Source organism: Caldimonas caldifontis (assembly GCF_002930615.1).
In the GTDB taxonomy this organism is placed as follows: domain Bacteria; phylum Pseudomonadota; class Gammaproteobacteria; order Burkholderiales; family Burkholderiaceae_C; genus Caldimonas; species Caldimonas caldifontis.
In genome coordinates this window covers 111,326-125,288 of sequence record NZ_PSNX01000003.1, presented here as the reverse complement: position 1 = coordinate 125,288, position 13,963 = coordinate 111,326, and the positions used below count along the sequence as shown (strand labels likewise).

Below are 13,963 nucleotides of genomic sequence, written 5' to 3'. Positions count from 1 at the left end.
GTTCGACCATCAGCACCGTGGTGCCGGCATCGGCGATGCGACGGGCGATGGCCAGGAGTTCATCGACCATGCGTGGTGCGAGGCCCAGCGATGGTTCGTCGAGCATCAGCAGGCGGGGGGCGCTCATCATCGCGCGCGCCACGGCCACCATCTGCTGCTCGCCGCCACTCATCGTGCCGGCCAGTTGCTGGGCCCGTTCTGCGAGCTTGGGGAAGTCCTTGAAGGCCTGGGCCAGGCGGCGCGCCCGCTCGGCCTTGTCCACCAGCCAGCCACCCAGCTCGAGGTTCTCGGTGACCGTCATCTGGGCAAAGAGCTGGCGGCCCTCGGGCACCAGGCTCAGGCCGCGGCGCACGATCTCGTCGGGCTTCTCCGTCGGCAGGGCTTCGTCGTCGAGCAGCACCTCGCCCGCGCGGGGGATGAGCCCGGCGATGGCCTTGAGCAGCGTGGTCTTGCCCGCGCCGTTGGGGCCCAGGATCACGGTGAGGCCGGGTCTGGCTTCGAGTTTCAGGTCGCGCAGCACCAGGAAACCGCCATAGCCGGCGCTCAGGCCCTTGACCTTCAGGTGCGCCAGTCTGTGGCCGGCGCCCAGGGCTTGTTCAATGTCGTTCTTCATGCCACCGCCTCGGCCATTTCGTCCCCCAGGTAGGCCTCGATCACCTCGGCGTTGCGCACCACCTCGCCCGGCGTGCCATCGGCGATCTTGCGGCCCTGGTGCAGCACCAGCACCCACTCGACGTGGCGCAGGAGCGTGGTCACGGCGTGCTCGATCCACACCACGGTCAGGTCCAACTCGTCGCGCAGTCGGCGGATGAGCTGGGCCATGTTCTCCACCTCGGCCTCGGTGAGGCCGGCGGCCACTTCGTCGAGCAGCAGCAGGCGCGGCCGCCTGGCCAGCGCCATGCCGATCTCCAGCAGGCGCTGCTGCGAGGGCGTGATGGCCGCGGCAGGCAGCGCGGCCTGGGCCGACAGGCCGATCACGTTGAGGATGCTCCCCGCGTCCTTCAGCAGCCACGAGGCGGTGCGGCGACGGCCGGCAAACTTCAGGCCGAAGTCGATGTTGGCGGCCACCGGCAATTCGGCGAACACCCGCGGCGTCTGGAAGGTGCGCGCGATGCCGTGCCGCGCATAGGCATGCGGCTTGGCGCCCGTGAGCTCATGCCCCTGCGCCACGAGCCGTCCGCTGGTGGGGGCGATCACGCCGGAGATCGCGTTGAAGAAGGTGGTCTTGCCCGCACCGTTGGGCCCGATGATGCCCACCAGCTCACCGGCGTGGAAGGTCGCATCGACCTGGTCAACGGCCACCAGTCCGCCGAAGCGTACCGTCACGCCCTGGGCGTCGAGCAGAAGCTCAGCCATGGCGCTGCTCCTTCCACCATCCGCGGCTGTCGCGCCACCAGCCCCCGAAGGTGCTCCAGCGCAGTGAGGCCAGGCCGCCGGGCAGGTAAAGCACGCACAGGATGAGCAGCAGGCCCAGCGACATCATGTAAAGCTGTGGCAGCTGCAGGCGCAGGGTTTCGGCCAGCAGGCTGAAGACGATGGCGGCGATGAGCGGCCCCCACAGCGTGGCGGCACCGCCGATGAGCGCGATCAGCACGGTCTGGAAGCCGATGAAGGGGTTGAAGACGGTGGTGGGGTCGATGTAGGTCCATCGCACCGACATGGCCGCACCCACCGCGCCGGCGAAGGCTGCGGTCAGCGCAAAGCCGCCGATCTTCACGAGCCGGGTGTTCACGCCCAGGGTCTGGGCACGCTGTTCGTCGGCCCCGATGCCCACCAGGGCCAGGCCAAAGCGGCTGCGCCGCACGACGATGGAGGTGGCCAGCGCCAGCACCGCCAGCGCCAGCACGGTGAGGTAGACCGTGTCGCCCTCGGGCACCACCACCAGCACACGGCCCACCGTGCCGGTCACCTGCTTCTCGAAGTAGGTGATGGCGTGACGGATCAGCTCGGTCATGCCGAAGGTGAGCACGGCGAAGTAGGTGCCGCGCAGGTGCAGCACCGCCGCCCCCATCACCACCGCCACAGCCGCGGCGATCAGCGCCCCCAGGCCCACGGCCGACAGCCACGACGACTGCTCCAGCACCAGCGCGCTGGTGTAGGCACCGATGCCGAAGAAGGCGGCGGTGGCCAGCGAGAGGTAGCGCGTGGTGCCGCAGAACAGCGACCAGCTCGACGACAGCGCGATGTACATCAGGCAGGTGAGCGTGAGCGACAGCACGAACTCGCTGCCGTAGTGGGGAATGGCCAGGGCCCAGCCCGCGAGGGCGAAGAGCACCAGGAGATCCCGGGTCAGAAGGGTGCGATCGTTCATTTCTTGAACAGCCCGTTCGGCCGCAACAGCAGTACGGCGATGAACACGCTGTAGCTCAGCAGGGACTTCAGCGAGGGGTTGGTGAAGTGCATGCCCAGCGCCTCGATGACGCCCAGCAGCAAGCCGCCGGCCAGCGCCCCGCTCATGCTGCCGAAGCCACCCAGCGTGATGACGATGAGGGCGGTCACGGTGTAGGGCTCGCCCATCGAGGGCGTGATGGCATAGGTCATCGACAGCAGGCACCCCGCCACGCCCGACAGGCCCAGGCCGATGCCGAACATCAGCGGGTGCAGCCGCTGGGTGTTGATGCCCACGAGCTGCGCCCCGGTGGGCGACTGCATCAGTGCGCGCACGCCCTTGCCCAGCAGCGTGGTGCGCAGGAGCACGATGAGCGCGCCGCTGAAGAACAGCGCCAGGCCGAAGACCACCAGCTTGTTGACCGCAAACTGCGCCCCGCCGATGGCCACCGGCTGGGTCAGGTAGTCGTAGCCGCGCAGGTCGCCACCCCAGATCAGCGAGGCGAAGTTCTGCACCAGGAACATCAGGCCAAAACACACCATCAGGCCGCGCGCCTCGAAGACATCGAGATTGGGCGAGGTGGCGGTGAGCGGGCGAAACCACAGCCGGTGCACGATCAGGCCCACGCCCATCAGCAGTGCAAAGCTCACGGGCACCATCAGCAGCGGCGAGACGCTGAATTGCGTCTGCATCAGCCAGGTGAGGAAGGCCCCCACCATCAGGAACTCGCCGTGCGCGATGTTGAGGATGCGCATCAGCCCGTACTGCAGGTTCAGGCCGAGCGCGACCAGGGCATAGACGCCCCCGGTGATGAGACCGGAGGCGATCAGTTCAAGCCAGGCACCGAAGGACATGGACGCGGCTCAGACCCAGGCGGGTTTCTGCGTGATGAGCGGCGCGGTGGCCATGCTGCGCGGCCACACCACCTCGAACTCGCCCTTCTGCCACTGGCTCACCGTGCCCGGCGTGGCGGTGTTCTCGCTGCCCGTGAACTTCACCTTGCCGATGATGGTGTCGTGCTCGGTGCCCGCCACGTAGTCGCGGATGGCCTTGCGGTCCAGGCCCACCTTGGCCACGGCCGCCTGCAGGATCTGCAACCCGGCCCAGCAATGGCCGCTGGCCCAGCGGTCGGGTTCCTTCTGGGCGCCGAACTTGGCCACATGGGCGTCGAAGTAGGCCTTGGCACCGGCACTGGTCTTGGGGTTCCACGAGCCCATGCCCAGCACCCCTTCGGCGCCCGGGCCCATCACGTTGCGGTAGAGCTGGAAGGCCGTGCCCACCGAGGCATAGAAGAACTTCGGGTTGAAGCCGATCTCCTTGCTCTGGCGGCTGGCCAGGATGGTGTCGGGCGGGTAGGTGATGCCGATGAAGGCATCGGGGTTCTTGTCCTTGATCGAGCGCAGCACCGGCGAGAGGTCCTTCACGCCGGCGGGATAGCTCTTGTCCTCCACCAGGCTGATGCCGGTGCCCTGCAGGGCCACCTTCAACGCGGCGTAGTTCTCCAGGCCGAAGAGGTCGTCGATGTAGATCGTGGCCACGGTCTTCACGCCGTTGGCCTTGAGCATGTCCACCAGCGCATTCATCATCGGCGCAGGCTGCTGCAGCAGCAGGAAGAAGTAGGGCAGCTTCATCTCCACCAGGCGGCGCGACAGGGCCGTGGGCGCGAGGAAGGGGTAGCCCATGCGGTTGGCCAGCGGGGCCACGGCGAAGTTGGCGTTGCTGCCCCAGGGCGGGAGGATGAGGTCGACCTTGTCGCTGCCCATCAGCTTCTGGTAGGAGCGCACGCAGGTCTCGATGTCGCTGCGGTCGTCGGAGCTGATCAGCTCGATGGGGCGCTTCGTGCCGCGCACGTCCAGGCCGCCCGCGGCGTTGACCTGTTCGGCCCACAGCAGGTAGTTGGGCTCCTGGCTGACCTGGGCGCCGGGCGTCCAGGGGCCCGTGCGGGCGATGGCGTAGCCGATGCGCACGGGGCCGGACTGGGCGCGTGTGAGGGCGGGGGCGGCCAGGGCGGCGGCGCCCACGGCCAGGGCCTGCACGGCGCTGCGCCGGCTCAGGGAAGTCCCGCAGGCCGGGGTGCGGCGGGAGGGGCGGCGGTCGGACGAGGTCATGGCGGTCTCCTTCTCGGTGGTGCCGCCGGGTCCATGCGCCGGCAGCTTGTGAGGGCGATGGTAGGAAGCCTGCCCGCGGGCTGCTTTGCCGCCCATGCACTGCCGCTTGACGATCCGTGCACACCCCCTGGGGATTTACCCGGGCTATGGCTCCGATAGGCTTTTCCGGCCGGGCCGGGGCCCGAATAATGGGCGTCCCCCGCCCCAGGAGCCGCACCATGCAAACCGCCGTCATGAGCACCGACGAGGTCGCCCCCCGCGAGCGTGTGCCTTTCTGGTCGGATTGGATCAGCCGCCTGTTCTGCGGCCTGGAGTCCGATGTCTATGGTGACACCGACTTCGACGGCCGCATGGTCAGTGCCCATGCCGGTGCGGTCATCCTGACGCGGCTGGAGGCCAACCGCCACCGTGTGATGCGCTCGCGCGAGAAGATCCGCGCCAGCGACAACGGCTACCTCAAGATCGTGGCGCCCTTCACCGGCTGCGCCGGTGTTGAACAACAGGGTCGGCTGGCCTGGGTCACGCCGGGTGAATGGAGCATCTACGACACCACGGACACCTATGCAGTGGCCAACCCGGTGCGGGTGGAGCATCTCATCGTGATGGTGCCCAAGGCGCATCTGGTCGAGCGGGGCCTGGTGCTTGACGAACTGATGGCCCGCCGACTGGGCGGCAGCGGCGGTGTGGCCCGCCTGGCGCTGGAGACCATGCGCAGCGTCTACCGCGAACTGCCCGGCATGCATGACGAAGCCGCGCGCGCGGCGGGCGATGCCATCACCCAGTTCGTTCACCTCTCCCTCATCGAGCTCGCCGGCCGCGGCAGTGCGATGTCCCAGCGCGAAGCCCTGCGCGAGCGCATCAAGCAGCAGGTGACGGCCCGCCTGGCGGACCCGGCGCTGAACGTGGACAGCATCGCCGCTGCGCTCAACTGCAGCCGCCGTCATCTCTACAACGCCTTCTCCGACGAAGCCGAGGGCGTGGCGGGCTACATCCTGCGCGAACGCCTGGAAGCCTGCCGCCGCGAACTGCTGCGCCCGGCCCCCTGCCCCCGCTCGGTCACCGAGATCGCGCTGGCCCATGGCTTCTCCAACCTGGCCCACTTCAGCCGCGTCTTCAAGTCGCGCTTCGGCATGCCGCCCAGCGACTACCGCGAACACACCCGGCGCTTGCTGGGGGAGGCCACGCCCTGAGGAGGTGCGTGACGGGTCGATGACGCTCGGCATCCCACGAAGGCGGGGGTGACAGCCAGGGCGGTTGGCGGTCCAATGCGCGTCTTCCCTGGTATCGTCCACCCATGCAGATCCAGCCCGTCATCCTGTGCGGCGGAGCGGGCACCCGCCTGTGGCCCGCCTCGCGTGAACACCACCCCAAGCAGCTCCTGGCCCTGGTGGATCAGGACACCTTGCTCCAGGCGACAGCCCGGCGGCTGGACGGACTGACGGGATTCAGCAGCCTGCCGCCGCTGGTGGTGGCCAACGAGGAATACCGGTTTGTCATTGCCGAGCAACTCCGGCAGATCGGGCACGCCTCGCGCATCGTGCTCGAGCCGATGGGCCGCAACACGGCGCCGGCCCTGACCCTGGCCGCCCTGGTGGCCACCGCCGATGCGAGCGACCCGCTCCTGCTGGTGATGCCGTCCGACCATGTGGTGCGCGACCTGGCCTCCTTCGGGCGGGCCGTCACCGAGGGCGCTGTCCACGCCGCGCAGGGTGCGTTCGTGACCTTCGGCATCCTGCCCGACCGCCCGGAGACCGGGTATGGCTACATCCGCGCCGGGGGCCGATGCACGGACAGCGGGGCAGCCTGCCACATCCAGGCCTTCGTCGAGAAGCCCGATGCCGCGACGGCCGCGGCCTATGTGGCCAGTGGCGAATACTTCTGGAATGCCGGCATCTTCCTGCTGCGGGCCTCCGCCTGGTTGGGGGCGATGCGCCGCCTGCACCCGACCATCGTGGCGGCCTGCGAGAAGGCACTGGCGGCCGCGCGTCCTGACCACGACTTCCTGCGCGTGGACGGCGCCGCGTTTGCGGCCTGCCCGTCCGATTCCATCGACTATGCCGTGATGGAAAAGCTGGCCGACCACCCCGACCTGGGGGCCGGTGTGGTCGTGCCGATGAGCTGCGGCTGGTCGGACGTCGGGGCCTGGGATGCGCTGTGGTCGGTGGCCGACAAGGACGAGGCCGGCAATGTCGTGCGAGGCAAGGCCTTGCTCGAAGACACCCGCAACAGCCTCGTGATGGCGGGCTCGCGCCTGGTCGCGGCTGTGGGGCTGGACAATGTCGTCGTGGTCGAGACCCCGGATGCGGTGCTCGTGGCGGACAAGCACCACACCCAGTCCGTCAAGAAGATCGTCGAGCGCCTGCGCCGCGATGGCGAACAGCAGGCGCTGCAGCACCGCAAGGTCTACCGCCCCTGGGGCTGGTATGACGCGATCGACGGTGGCGACCGCTTCCAGGTCAAGCGCATCGTCGTCAAGCCCGGTGCCCAGCTCAGTCTGCAGATGCACCACCACCGGGCCGAACACTGGATCGTCGTGCGCGGCACCGCTGAAGTCACCTGCGAAGACCGCACCTTCCTGTTGTCCGAAAACCAGTCCACCTACATCCCGCTCGGCCAGCGCCACCGACTGGCCAACCCGGGCCGGGTGCCGCTGGAGATGATCGAGGTGCAGTCGGGGACTTACCTGGGCGAAGATGACATCGTGCGCTTCGAAGACAGCTACGGCCGATAACCGCCCCTACTTCTATCTGACAGACATTCCGACCTCATGAAAACAGCCATCGTGACCGGCGTGACCGGGCAGGACGGAGCCTACCTGACCGAACTGCTGCTGGGCAAAGGCTACCGGGTGTACGGCACCTACCGCCGCACCAGTTCGGTGAACTTCTGGCGCCTGGAAGAGCTCGGCGTCGTCGCTCATCCCCAGCTGCAGCTCGTCGAGTACGACCTCACCGACCTGTCGTCCAGCATCCGGCTGCTCGAGCGCAGCGAAGCCACCGAGGTCTACAACCTCGCAGCCCAGAGCTTCGTGGGCGTGTCCTTCGACCAGCCGCTCACCACCGGCGAGATCACCGGCTTGGGCGCCGTGCACCTGCTGGAAGCCATCCGCACCGTCAACCCTCGCGTGCGCTTTTACCAGGCCAGCACCTCCGAGATGTTCGGCAAGGTCCAGGCCGTCCCGCAGGTCGAAGACACGCCCTTCTACCCCCGCAGCCCCTACGGCGTGGCCAAGCGCTATGCGCACTGGATGACGGTGAACTACCGCGAGAGCTATGACATCTTCGGCGCCAGCGGCATCCTCTTCAACCACGAGTCCCCGCTGCGCGGGCGAGAGTTCGTCACGCGCAAGATCACCGACAGCATGGCCAAGATCCGGCTGGGCCAGCTCGATGTGCTGGAGCTGGGCAACCTCGACGCCAAACGCGACTGGGGCTATGCCAAGGAGTACGTGGAAGGCATGTGGCGCATGCTGCAGGCCAACAAGCCCGACACGTATGTGCTGGCCACCAACCGCACCGAGACGGTTCGTGACTTCGTGTCGATGGCGGCTCAGGCGGCGGGCTTTGATCTGGCCTTCGAAGGGCAGGCTGAGAACGAGGTGGGCATTGACCGGACCACCGGCAAGACCCTGGTACGTGTGAACCCGAAGTTCTACCGACCGGCCGAAGTGGAGCTGCTCATCGGCAACCCTGCCAAGGCGAAGAAGGAACTGGGCTGGGAGGCGCACACCACCCTCGAGGCACTGTGCCAGATGATGGTGGAGGCCGACCTGCGCCGCAACCGGGACGGGCGCTCCTTCTGATGCGAACGGCCTTTGTCACCGGGGTGGCCGGATTCACCGGCCGCTACCTCGCCCCGGCGCTGCAGGCCCGTGGCTACCGGGTGTGCGGTCTGGTGCAGGATGCAGCGGCGAACGCCTTGCCCGGCGTGGACAGGCTGTGCGAGGGCGATCTCCTCGATGCCGGACGGTTGGCATCGCTGCTGGACGATGAGCGTCCCGAGGTCGTGGTCCACCTGGCGGCCGTGTCCTTCGTCGCCCACGGGGACGTCGAGGCGATCTATCGCACCAACCTGATCGGCACCCGATGCCTGCTCGATGCGCTGGCCCGGCGCGGGTCGGTCCGTCATGTGCTGCTGGCCAGCAGTGCCAACGTCTATGGCAATGCCGTCGAGGGGATGCTGGACGAAAGCACGCCGCCGGCACCCGCGAACGACTATGCCGTCAGCAAGCTGGCCATGGAGCACATGGCGCGGCTGTGGACACACAGGCTGCCGATCACGCTGGTGCGGCCCTTCAACTACACGGGCGTGGGACAGGCCGCGCACTTCCTGGTGCCCAAGATCGTCGGCCATTTCGCGCGCCGCGCCCCGGTGCTCGAACTGGGCAATCTCGAGGTCGAACGCGACTTCTCCGACGTGCGCACGGTGGTCGAAGCCTATGTGCGCCTGCTCGAACAACCCGCCAGGGGCCAGGTCTACAACGTGTGCTCCGGGCAGGGGCACAGCCTCATGGACATCCTGAGCCTGCTGGAGCGCCGGTGTGGCTTCCGCCCTGAGGTGAAAGTCAACCCGGCCTTTGTGAGACCCAACGAGGTGCGCCGCCTGGTGGGGAATCCGGCCCGTCTCGTGGCGGCTGTGGGACCGTTGCCGACCGTGCCGCTGACCGAGACCCTGGCGTGGATGCTCGATGCCGAGCAGGCCGCTGCGCCGCACATGGCATGACGACCGCGACGCCTGGCGCTGACTTGTCCCAGCTCGATCGGCGCGTCGTGTGCCTGCTCGGTCTGCCGTTCGACGTACTCACCCTGGACGAAACCTTGCAGGAGGTGCGCGATGCGATCGCTCAACGCCGGCGCTGCTGGTTGTCCACGCCCAATCTCAACTTCCTGATCGCGGCCCGTCAGGATCCTGAGTTCCGACGCACGGTGCTGCACAGCGAACTGAGCGTGGCCGACGGCATGCCCATCGTGTGGCTGGCCCGCCTGCTGGGCCTGCCGCTGCGCGAACGCGTGGCCGGCTCCGACGTGTTCGAGGCCCTGCACCACGGCAACGCAGCCCGCCCGGTGCGCGCCTACTTCTTCGGGGGGCCCGACGGCGCGGCCGAGGCGGCCAGCCGGCGCATCAACGCACTGGGTGGGGGGCTGCATTGCGTGGGCTTCGACTCGCCGGGTTTCGGGTCGCTGGACAGCATGAGCACCGATGCGGTGATTGAGCGCATCAATGCAACCCAACCGGACTTTGTGGTCGTGTCGCTGGGCGCCAAGAAGGGGCAGGCCTGGATCGAGCGCAACCGACACCGCCTCATGGCGCCGGTGATCGGGCCGCTGGGCGCGGTGGTCAACTTCGAGGCCGGCACGGTGCGCCGTGCACCGCCGCTGTGGCGCCGCCTGGGCCTCGAGTGGTTGTGGCGCATCATGCAGGAACCGGCGCTGTGGCGCCGGTATGCCGGCGATGCACGGGCGTTGCTGCCCATGCTCTGGGGCAGCGTCCTGCCGCTGTGGTGGGCTCGGGTTCGGCGCGATCGGCATGCAAGCCGACTCGACACCCACCTCGAAGCTCCTGCCGCGGGCGCGGTGACCCTGCGCCTGCGGGGCGTGTGCGTTGCGGCCACGGTCCCGGCATTGCGCCAGGCCTGCAAGGATGCGCTGGCGCTGTCATGTGACCTGCGCCTGGACCTGCAGGCGGTCGAAGAACTCGACGCCGAGGCGATGGGCCTGCTGCTGCTGGTGCAGGCCCACCAGCAGCGGCTGGGCCGGGGCTGTGCCATCACGGTGGCCAGCCCGCTGGTGCGACGACGGCTGAGGCAGCACGGGTGTGCCGATCTGCTGAAGAGCCTCTGAAGCCAGTGATGCGAGAATCAGAACCCTCAACATGGGGGTGGGGCGAGGTTGGCTGCGTGGCCTGTGCCCCCCCACAATACGGGCACTCAGCACACCGGGTGCCCGGTGAACGGTTCCCTGCTTCGTTTCGGACTTCACCATGATCCTCGTCACCGGCGGCGCCGGCTTCATCGGCAGCAACTTCGTGCTCGACTGGCTCCAGCAGAGCGATGAGCCCGTCATCACCCTGGACGCCCTCACCTATGCGGGCAATGTCCACAACCTCGACAGCCTGCGCGAGGACCCGCGCCACACCTTCGTGCATGGCGACATCTGCGACCGGGCCCTGATCGACCGCCTGCTGGCCACCCACCGGCCGCGTGCCATCGTGCACTTCGCCGCCGAAAGCCATGTGGACCGTTCCATCCATGGCCCCGGTGCCTTCATCCGCACCAATGTGGAAGGCACCTTCACGCTGCTGGAAGCCGCCCGCGCCCACTGGCAGGCCCTGCCCGCCGACGAGAAGGCCGCCTTCCGCTTCCACCATGTGTCCACCGACGAGGTCTATGGCTCGCTGAGCGCCGACGCACCGGCCTTCACCGAGACCCACCCCTACGAGCCCAACAGCCCGTATTCGGCCAGCAAGGCGGCCAGTGACCACCTCGTGCGCGCCTGGTTCCACACCTACGGCCTGCCGGTGCTCACCACCAACTGCTCGAACAACTACGGCCCCTACCATTTCCCCGAGAAGCTCATCCCGCTGATGATCGTCAACGCCCTGGCCGGCAAGCCGCTGCCGGTGTATGGCGACGGCCTCAACGTGCGCGACTGGCTCTACGTGACCGACCACTGCAGCGCCATCCGCGCCGTGCTGGCGCGCGGCCGCGTGGGTGAGACCTACAACGTGGGCGGCTGGAACGAGATGCCCAACATCGAGATCGTGCGCACGGTATGCGCCCTGCTCGACGAGCTCAAGCCCGACCCGGCCGGGCCCTATAGCCGCCTGATCACCTTCGTGAAGGACCGCCCCGGCCACGACCGCCGTTACGCCATCGACGCGCGCAAGATCGAGCGCGAACTGGGCTGGCGCCCGGCCGAGACCTTCGCCACCGGCATCCGCAAGACGGTGCAGTGGTACCTCGACCATCCCGAGTGGGTCGCCCAGGTGCAAAGCGGCGCCTACCGCGACTGGATCGCCGCACAGTACCAGCCGGCGGACGCGCAGGCCGCATGAAGATCCTCCTGCTGGGCAAGAACGGCCAGGTCGGCTGGGAGCTGCAGCGCGCCCTGGCCCCCCTGGGCGAGGTCGTGGCGCTCGACCGACGCGGCCATGATGTGCTGTGCGGCGATCTCGCGCAGCTCGATGGCCTGGCCGCCACCGTGCGGGCGGTGCGCCCGGACGTGATCGTCAATGCCGCGGCCCACACCGCGGTGGACCGGGCCGAGAGCGAGCCCGCACTGGCCACCCTGCTCAATGCCACCGCGCCCGGTGTGCTGGCCCGCGAGGCCGCGGCCCTGGGCGCCTGGCTGGTGCACTACAGCACCGACTACGTCTTCGACGGCAGCGGCCACCAGGCGCGGCAGGAAGACGACCCGACGGCGCCCCTGAGCGTCTATGGCCGCAGCAAGCTCGAAGGCGAGCAGCTCATCGCCCAGAGTGGCTGTCGTCACCTGATCTTCCGCACGAGCTGGGTCTATGCCGCGCGTGGGGGCAACTTCGCCAGGACCATGCTGCGCCTGGCCGGAGAGCGCGACCGCCTGACCGTGGTGAACGACCAGATCGGCGCGCCCACCGGGGCCGAGCTGATCGCCGACGTGACCGCCCAGGCTTTGCGCACCGCCCAGGCGCGGCCCGAGCTGTCGGGCCTGTACCACCTCGTGGCGGCCGGCGAGACGAGCTGGTTCGACTACGCCCGCCATGTCATCGAATGGGCCCGCGCGCACGGGCACGCCGTTCGTGTGGCGCCGCAGGCCATCGAGCCGGTGCCCACGACCGCGTTTCCCACGCCGGCGCGGCGACCCTTGAATTCCCGCCTCGACACCACCCGCCTGCGCGAGGCCTTCGGCCTGTGCCTGCCGCCCTGGCAGCACGGGGTGGAACGCATGCTTTCAGAAATCCTTTCGCGGAACATATGAAACACCCTCAATTCACAGCACGGACCCGGGCCGCCGCGCCGGGCCGCCCCAAGCCAGGCCCGGCCCCCCTCGGGGGGGTGGCGGACGGAACGGACGCCGGGGGGTTGTCATGACCACCCGCAAAGGCATCATCCTCGCCGGGGGTTCCGGCACCCGGCTGCACCCGGCCACGCTGGCGATCAGCAAGCAGCTGCTGCCGGTGTACGACAAGCCCATGATCTACTACCCGCTGTCGGCCCTGATGCTGGCGGGCATTCGCGAGATCCTCATCATCTCCACGCCGCAGGACACGCCGCGCTTCCAGCAGCTGCTGGGCGATGGCAGCGCCTGGGGCCTGTCGCTGCAGTACGCGGTGCAGCCCCGCCCGGACGGCCTGGCCCAGGCCTTCCTGATCGGTGAAGGTTTCCTGGACGGCGCGCCCAGCGCGCTGGTGCTGGGCGACAACATCTTCTACGGCCACGACCTGGCGTCGCGCCTGAAGGCCGCGATGGGCCGGCGCGACGGCGCCACGGTCTTTGCCTACCCGGTGCATGACCCCGAGCGCTATGGCGTGGTCGAGTTCGACGCCAGCGGCCGGGCCATCAGCCTGGAAGAAAAGCCCAAGCAGCCCAAGAGCCGCTATGCGGTCACGGGCCTGTACTTCTATGACGCCCAGGTGGTCGAACGCGCGCGTGCGCTCAAGCCCAGCCCGCGTGGCGAGCTCGAGATCACCGACCTCAACCGCGTGTACCTCGACGCCGGTGAGCTGGACGTGCAGGTGCTGGGCCGTGGCGATGCCTGGCTCGACACCGGCACGCATGACTCCCTGATCGAGGCCAGCCAGTTCATCCAGACGCTGGAAAAGCGCCAGGGCCTCAAGATCTGCTGCCCCGAAGAAATCGCCTGGCGTCAGGGCTGGATCAGCGCGGATCAGCTCGCCGCCCTGGCCGCGCCGCTGGCCAAGAGCGGCTATGGCCAGTATCTTCAGCAGGTGCTCAACGAAAAGGTCTTCTGATGAAGGTCACCCCCACCCGATTGCCGGAAGTGCTGATCTTCGAGCCGCGCGTCTTCGGCGACGAGCGCGGCTTCTTCCTGGAAAGCTTCCGCCAGAACGTCTTCGACGAAGCCGTCGGAACCCATTTCGACTTCGTGCAGGACAACCACTCGCGTTCCAGCCGCGGGGTGCTGCGCGGGCTGCACTACCAGCTCGACCCGGCCGCCCAGGGCAAGCTCGTGCGTGTCACGCAAGGCCGCGTGCTCGACGTGGCGGTGGACGTGCGCCGTTCCAGCCCACGCTTCGGCCAATGGGTGGGTGTGGAGCTCAGCGGCGAGAACCACCGCCAGCTCTGGGTGCCGCCGGGCTTTGCGCACGGTTTCCTGGTGCTCAGCGACAGCGCCGATTTCCTCTACAAGACCACGAACTACTACGCTCCGCAGGCCGAGCGCTGCATCCGCTGGGACGACCCGGCCCTCGGCATCGACTGGCCCGACACCGGCATGGCGCCGCAGGTGTCGGCCAAGGATGCCCAGGGCGTGAGCCTGGCCCAGGCGGAGGTGTTCGCCTGAGCAGGCGCCGGGCGGGGGAGGTAAGC

At 68.5% G+C, this 13,963-nt stretch carries 13 protein-coding genes and 1 pseudogene; 9 read left to right on the top strand and 5 right to left on the bottom strand.

The features are described 5' to 3' along the window. Positions 1–100: 100 nt before the first annotated feature. The 5 genes and pseudogenes from C1704_RS17710 to C1704_RS03815 all read right to left on the bottom strand — a co-directional run. Positions 101–613, bottom strand: a pseudogene (locus tag C1704_RS17710) (ABC transporter ATP-binding protein); the annotation flags it as partial. Beyond that, positions 610–1,356 carry an ABC transporter ATP-binding protein gene (locus tag C1704_RS03830; protein ID WP_104301161.1) on the bottom strand — a complete coding sequence of 249 codons (747 nt, stop codon included), beginning with the start codon at positions 1,354–1,356 and terminating at the stop codon, positions 610–612. The pseudogene C1704_RS17710 and the gene C1704_RS03830, both read right to left, overlap by 4 nt. Next, the gene (locus tag C1704_RS03825) at positions 1,349–2,311 is read right to left on the bottom strand and encodes a branched-chain amino acid ABC transporter permease (RefSeq protein ID WP_104301159.1); all 963 of its coding nucleotides are present in this window, start codon (positions 2,309–2,311) and stop codon (positions 1,349–1,351) included. Before C1704_RS03825 ends, C1704_RS03830 begins: the two co-directional genes overlap by 8 nt. Next, positions 2,308–3,183: a branched-chain amino acid ABC transporter permease gene (locus C1704_RS03820; RefSeq protein WP_104301157.1), complete on the bottom strand. Its 876-nt coding sequence runs from the start codon at positions 3,181–3,183 to the stop codon at positions 2,308–2,310. Before C1704_RS03820 ends, C1704_RS03825 begins: the two co-directional genes overlap by 4 nt. 9 nt (positions 3,184–3,192) lie before the next feature. Next, positions 3,193–4,437 (bottom strand): amino acid ABC transporter substrate-binding protein, encoded by a 1,245-nt coding sequence (locus C1704_RS03815; protein WP_104301675.1) that lies wholly within the window; start codon positions 4,435–4,437, stop codon positions 3,193–3,195. A gap of 218 nt (positions 4,438–4,655) precedes the next feature. Here C1704_RS03815 and C1704_RS03810 point away from each other — a divergent pair, with 218 nt between their 5' ends. The 9 genes from C1704_RS03810 (at position 4,656) to rfbC (ending at position 13,937) form a co-directional block, all read left to right on the top strand. After that, positions 4,656–5,627, top strand: coding sequence for an AraC-like ligand-binding domain-containing protein (locus C1704_RS03810; RefSeq protein WP_104301155.1), 972 nt, complete (start codon positions 4,656–4,658; stop codon positions 5,625–5,627). Positions 5,628–5,731: 104 nt separating this feature from the next. After that, positions 5,732–7,168, top strand: coding sequence for a mannose-1-phosphate guanylyltransferase/mannose-6-phosphate isomerase (locus tag C1704_RS03805; RefSeq protein ID WP_104301153.1), 1,437 nt, complete (start codon positions 5,732–5,734; stop codon positions 7,166–7,168). A 36-nt stretch (positions 7,169–7,204) separates the two neighbouring features. Further along, a complete protein-coding gene (gene gmd, locus C1704_RS03800) occupies positions 7,205–8,239 on the top strand; it encodes a GDP-mannose 4,6-dehydratase (protein ID WP_104301151.1) in 1,035 nt (344 codons plus the stop codon). Beyond that, entirely contained in the window at positions 8,239–9,159 is a 921-nt protein-coding gene (locus C1704_RS03795) for an NAD-dependent epimerase/dehydratase family protein (protein WP_104301149.1), read from the top strand. Before gmd ends, C1704_RS03795 begins: the two co-directional genes overlap by 1 nt. Then, positions 9,156–10,277: a WecB/TagA/CpsF family glycosyltransferase gene (locus C1704_RS03790; RefSeq protein ID WP_104301147.1), complete on the top strand. Its 1,122-nt coding sequence runs from the start codon at positions 9,156–9,158 to the stop codon at positions 10,275–10,277. Before C1704_RS03795 ends, C1704_RS03790 begins: the two co-directional genes overlap by 4 nt. 139 nt (positions 10,278–10,416) lie before the next feature. Beyond that, positions 10,417–11,490, top strand: a complete 1,074-nt coding sequence (rfbB, locus tag C1704_RS03785) for a dTDP-glucose 4,6-dehydratase (protein ID WP_104301145.1) — start codon at positions 10,417–10,419, stop codon at positions 11,488–11,490. Next, positions 11,487–12,392, top strand: coding sequence for a dTDP-4-dehydrorhamnose reductase (gene rfbD, locus C1704_RS03780; protein WP_104301143.1), 906 nt, complete (start codon positions 11,487–11,489; stop codon positions 12,390–12,392). Before rfbB ends, rfbD begins: the two co-directional genes overlap by 4 nt. Positions 12,393–12,501: 109 nt before the next feature. Continuing rightward, positions 12,502–13,386: a glucose-1-phosphate thymidylyltransferase RfbA gene (rfbA, locus tag C1704_RS03775; protein WP_104301141.1), complete on the top strand. Its 885-nt coding sequence runs from the start codon at positions 12,502–12,504 to the stop codon at positions 13,384–13,386. Then, complete coding sequence (gene rfbC, locus C1704_RS03770; protein ID WP_104301140.1) at positions 13,386–13,937, top strand: dTDP-4-dehydrorhamnose 3,5-epimerase; 552 nt, start codon at positions 13,386–13,388, stop codon at positions 13,935–13,937. The genes rfbA and rfbC overlap by 1 nt, the downstream gene beginning before the upstream one ends. Positions 13,938–13,963: the final 26 nt, after the last annotated feature.

Coding starts and splice junctions, on each gene's coding strand:
- C1704_RS03795 (WP_104301149.1), top strand. CDS start 8,239: ATGCGAACGGCCTTTGTCACCGGGGTGGCCGGATTCACCGGCCGCTAC.
- C1704_RS03805 (WP_104301153.1), top strand. CDS start 5,732: ATGCAGATCCAGCCCGTCATCCTGTGCGGCGGAGCGGGCACCCGCCTG.
- C1704_RS03810 (WP_104301155.1), top strand. CDS start 4,656: ATGCAAACCGCCGTCATGAGCACCGACGAGGTCGCCCCCCGCGAGCGT.
- gmd (WP_104301151.1), top strand. CDS start 7,205: ATGAAAACAGCCATCGTGACCGGCGTGACCGGGCAGGACGGAGCCTAC.
- rfbB (WP_104301145.1), top strand. CDS start 10,417: ATGATCCTCGTCACCGGCGGCGCCGGCTTCATCGGCAGCAACTTCGTG.
- C1704_RS03825 (WP_104301159.1), bottom strand. CDS start 2,311: ATGAACGATCGCACCCTTCTGACCCGGGATCTCCTGGTGCTCTTCGCC.
- C1704_RS03830 (WP_104301161.1), bottom strand. CDS start 1,356: ATGGCTGAGCTTCTGCTCGACGCCCAGGGCGTGACGGTACGCTTCGGC.
- rfbC (WP_104301140.1), top strand. CDS start 13,386: ATGAAGGTCACCCCCACCCGATTGCCGGAAGTGCTGATCTTCGAGCCG.
- C1704_RS03820 (WP_104301157.1), bottom strand. CDS start 3,183: ATGTCCTTCGGTGCCTGGCTTGAACTGATCGCCTCCGGTCTCATCACC.
- rfbA (WP_104301141.1), top strand. CDS start 12,502: ATGACCACCCGCAAAGGCATCATCCTCGCCGGGGGTTCCGGCACCCGG.
- C1704_RS03815 (WP_104301675.1), bottom strand. CDS start 4,437: ATGACCTCGTCCGACCGCCGCCCCTCCCGCCGCACCCCGGCCTGCGGG.
- C1704_RS03790 (WP_104301147.1), top strand. CDS start 9,156: ATGACGACCGCGACGCCTGGCGCTGACTTGTCCCAGCTCGATCGGCGC.
- rfbD (WP_104301143.1), top strand. CDS start 11,487: ATGAAGATCCTCCTGCTGGGCAAGAACGGCCAGGTCGGCTGGGAGCTG.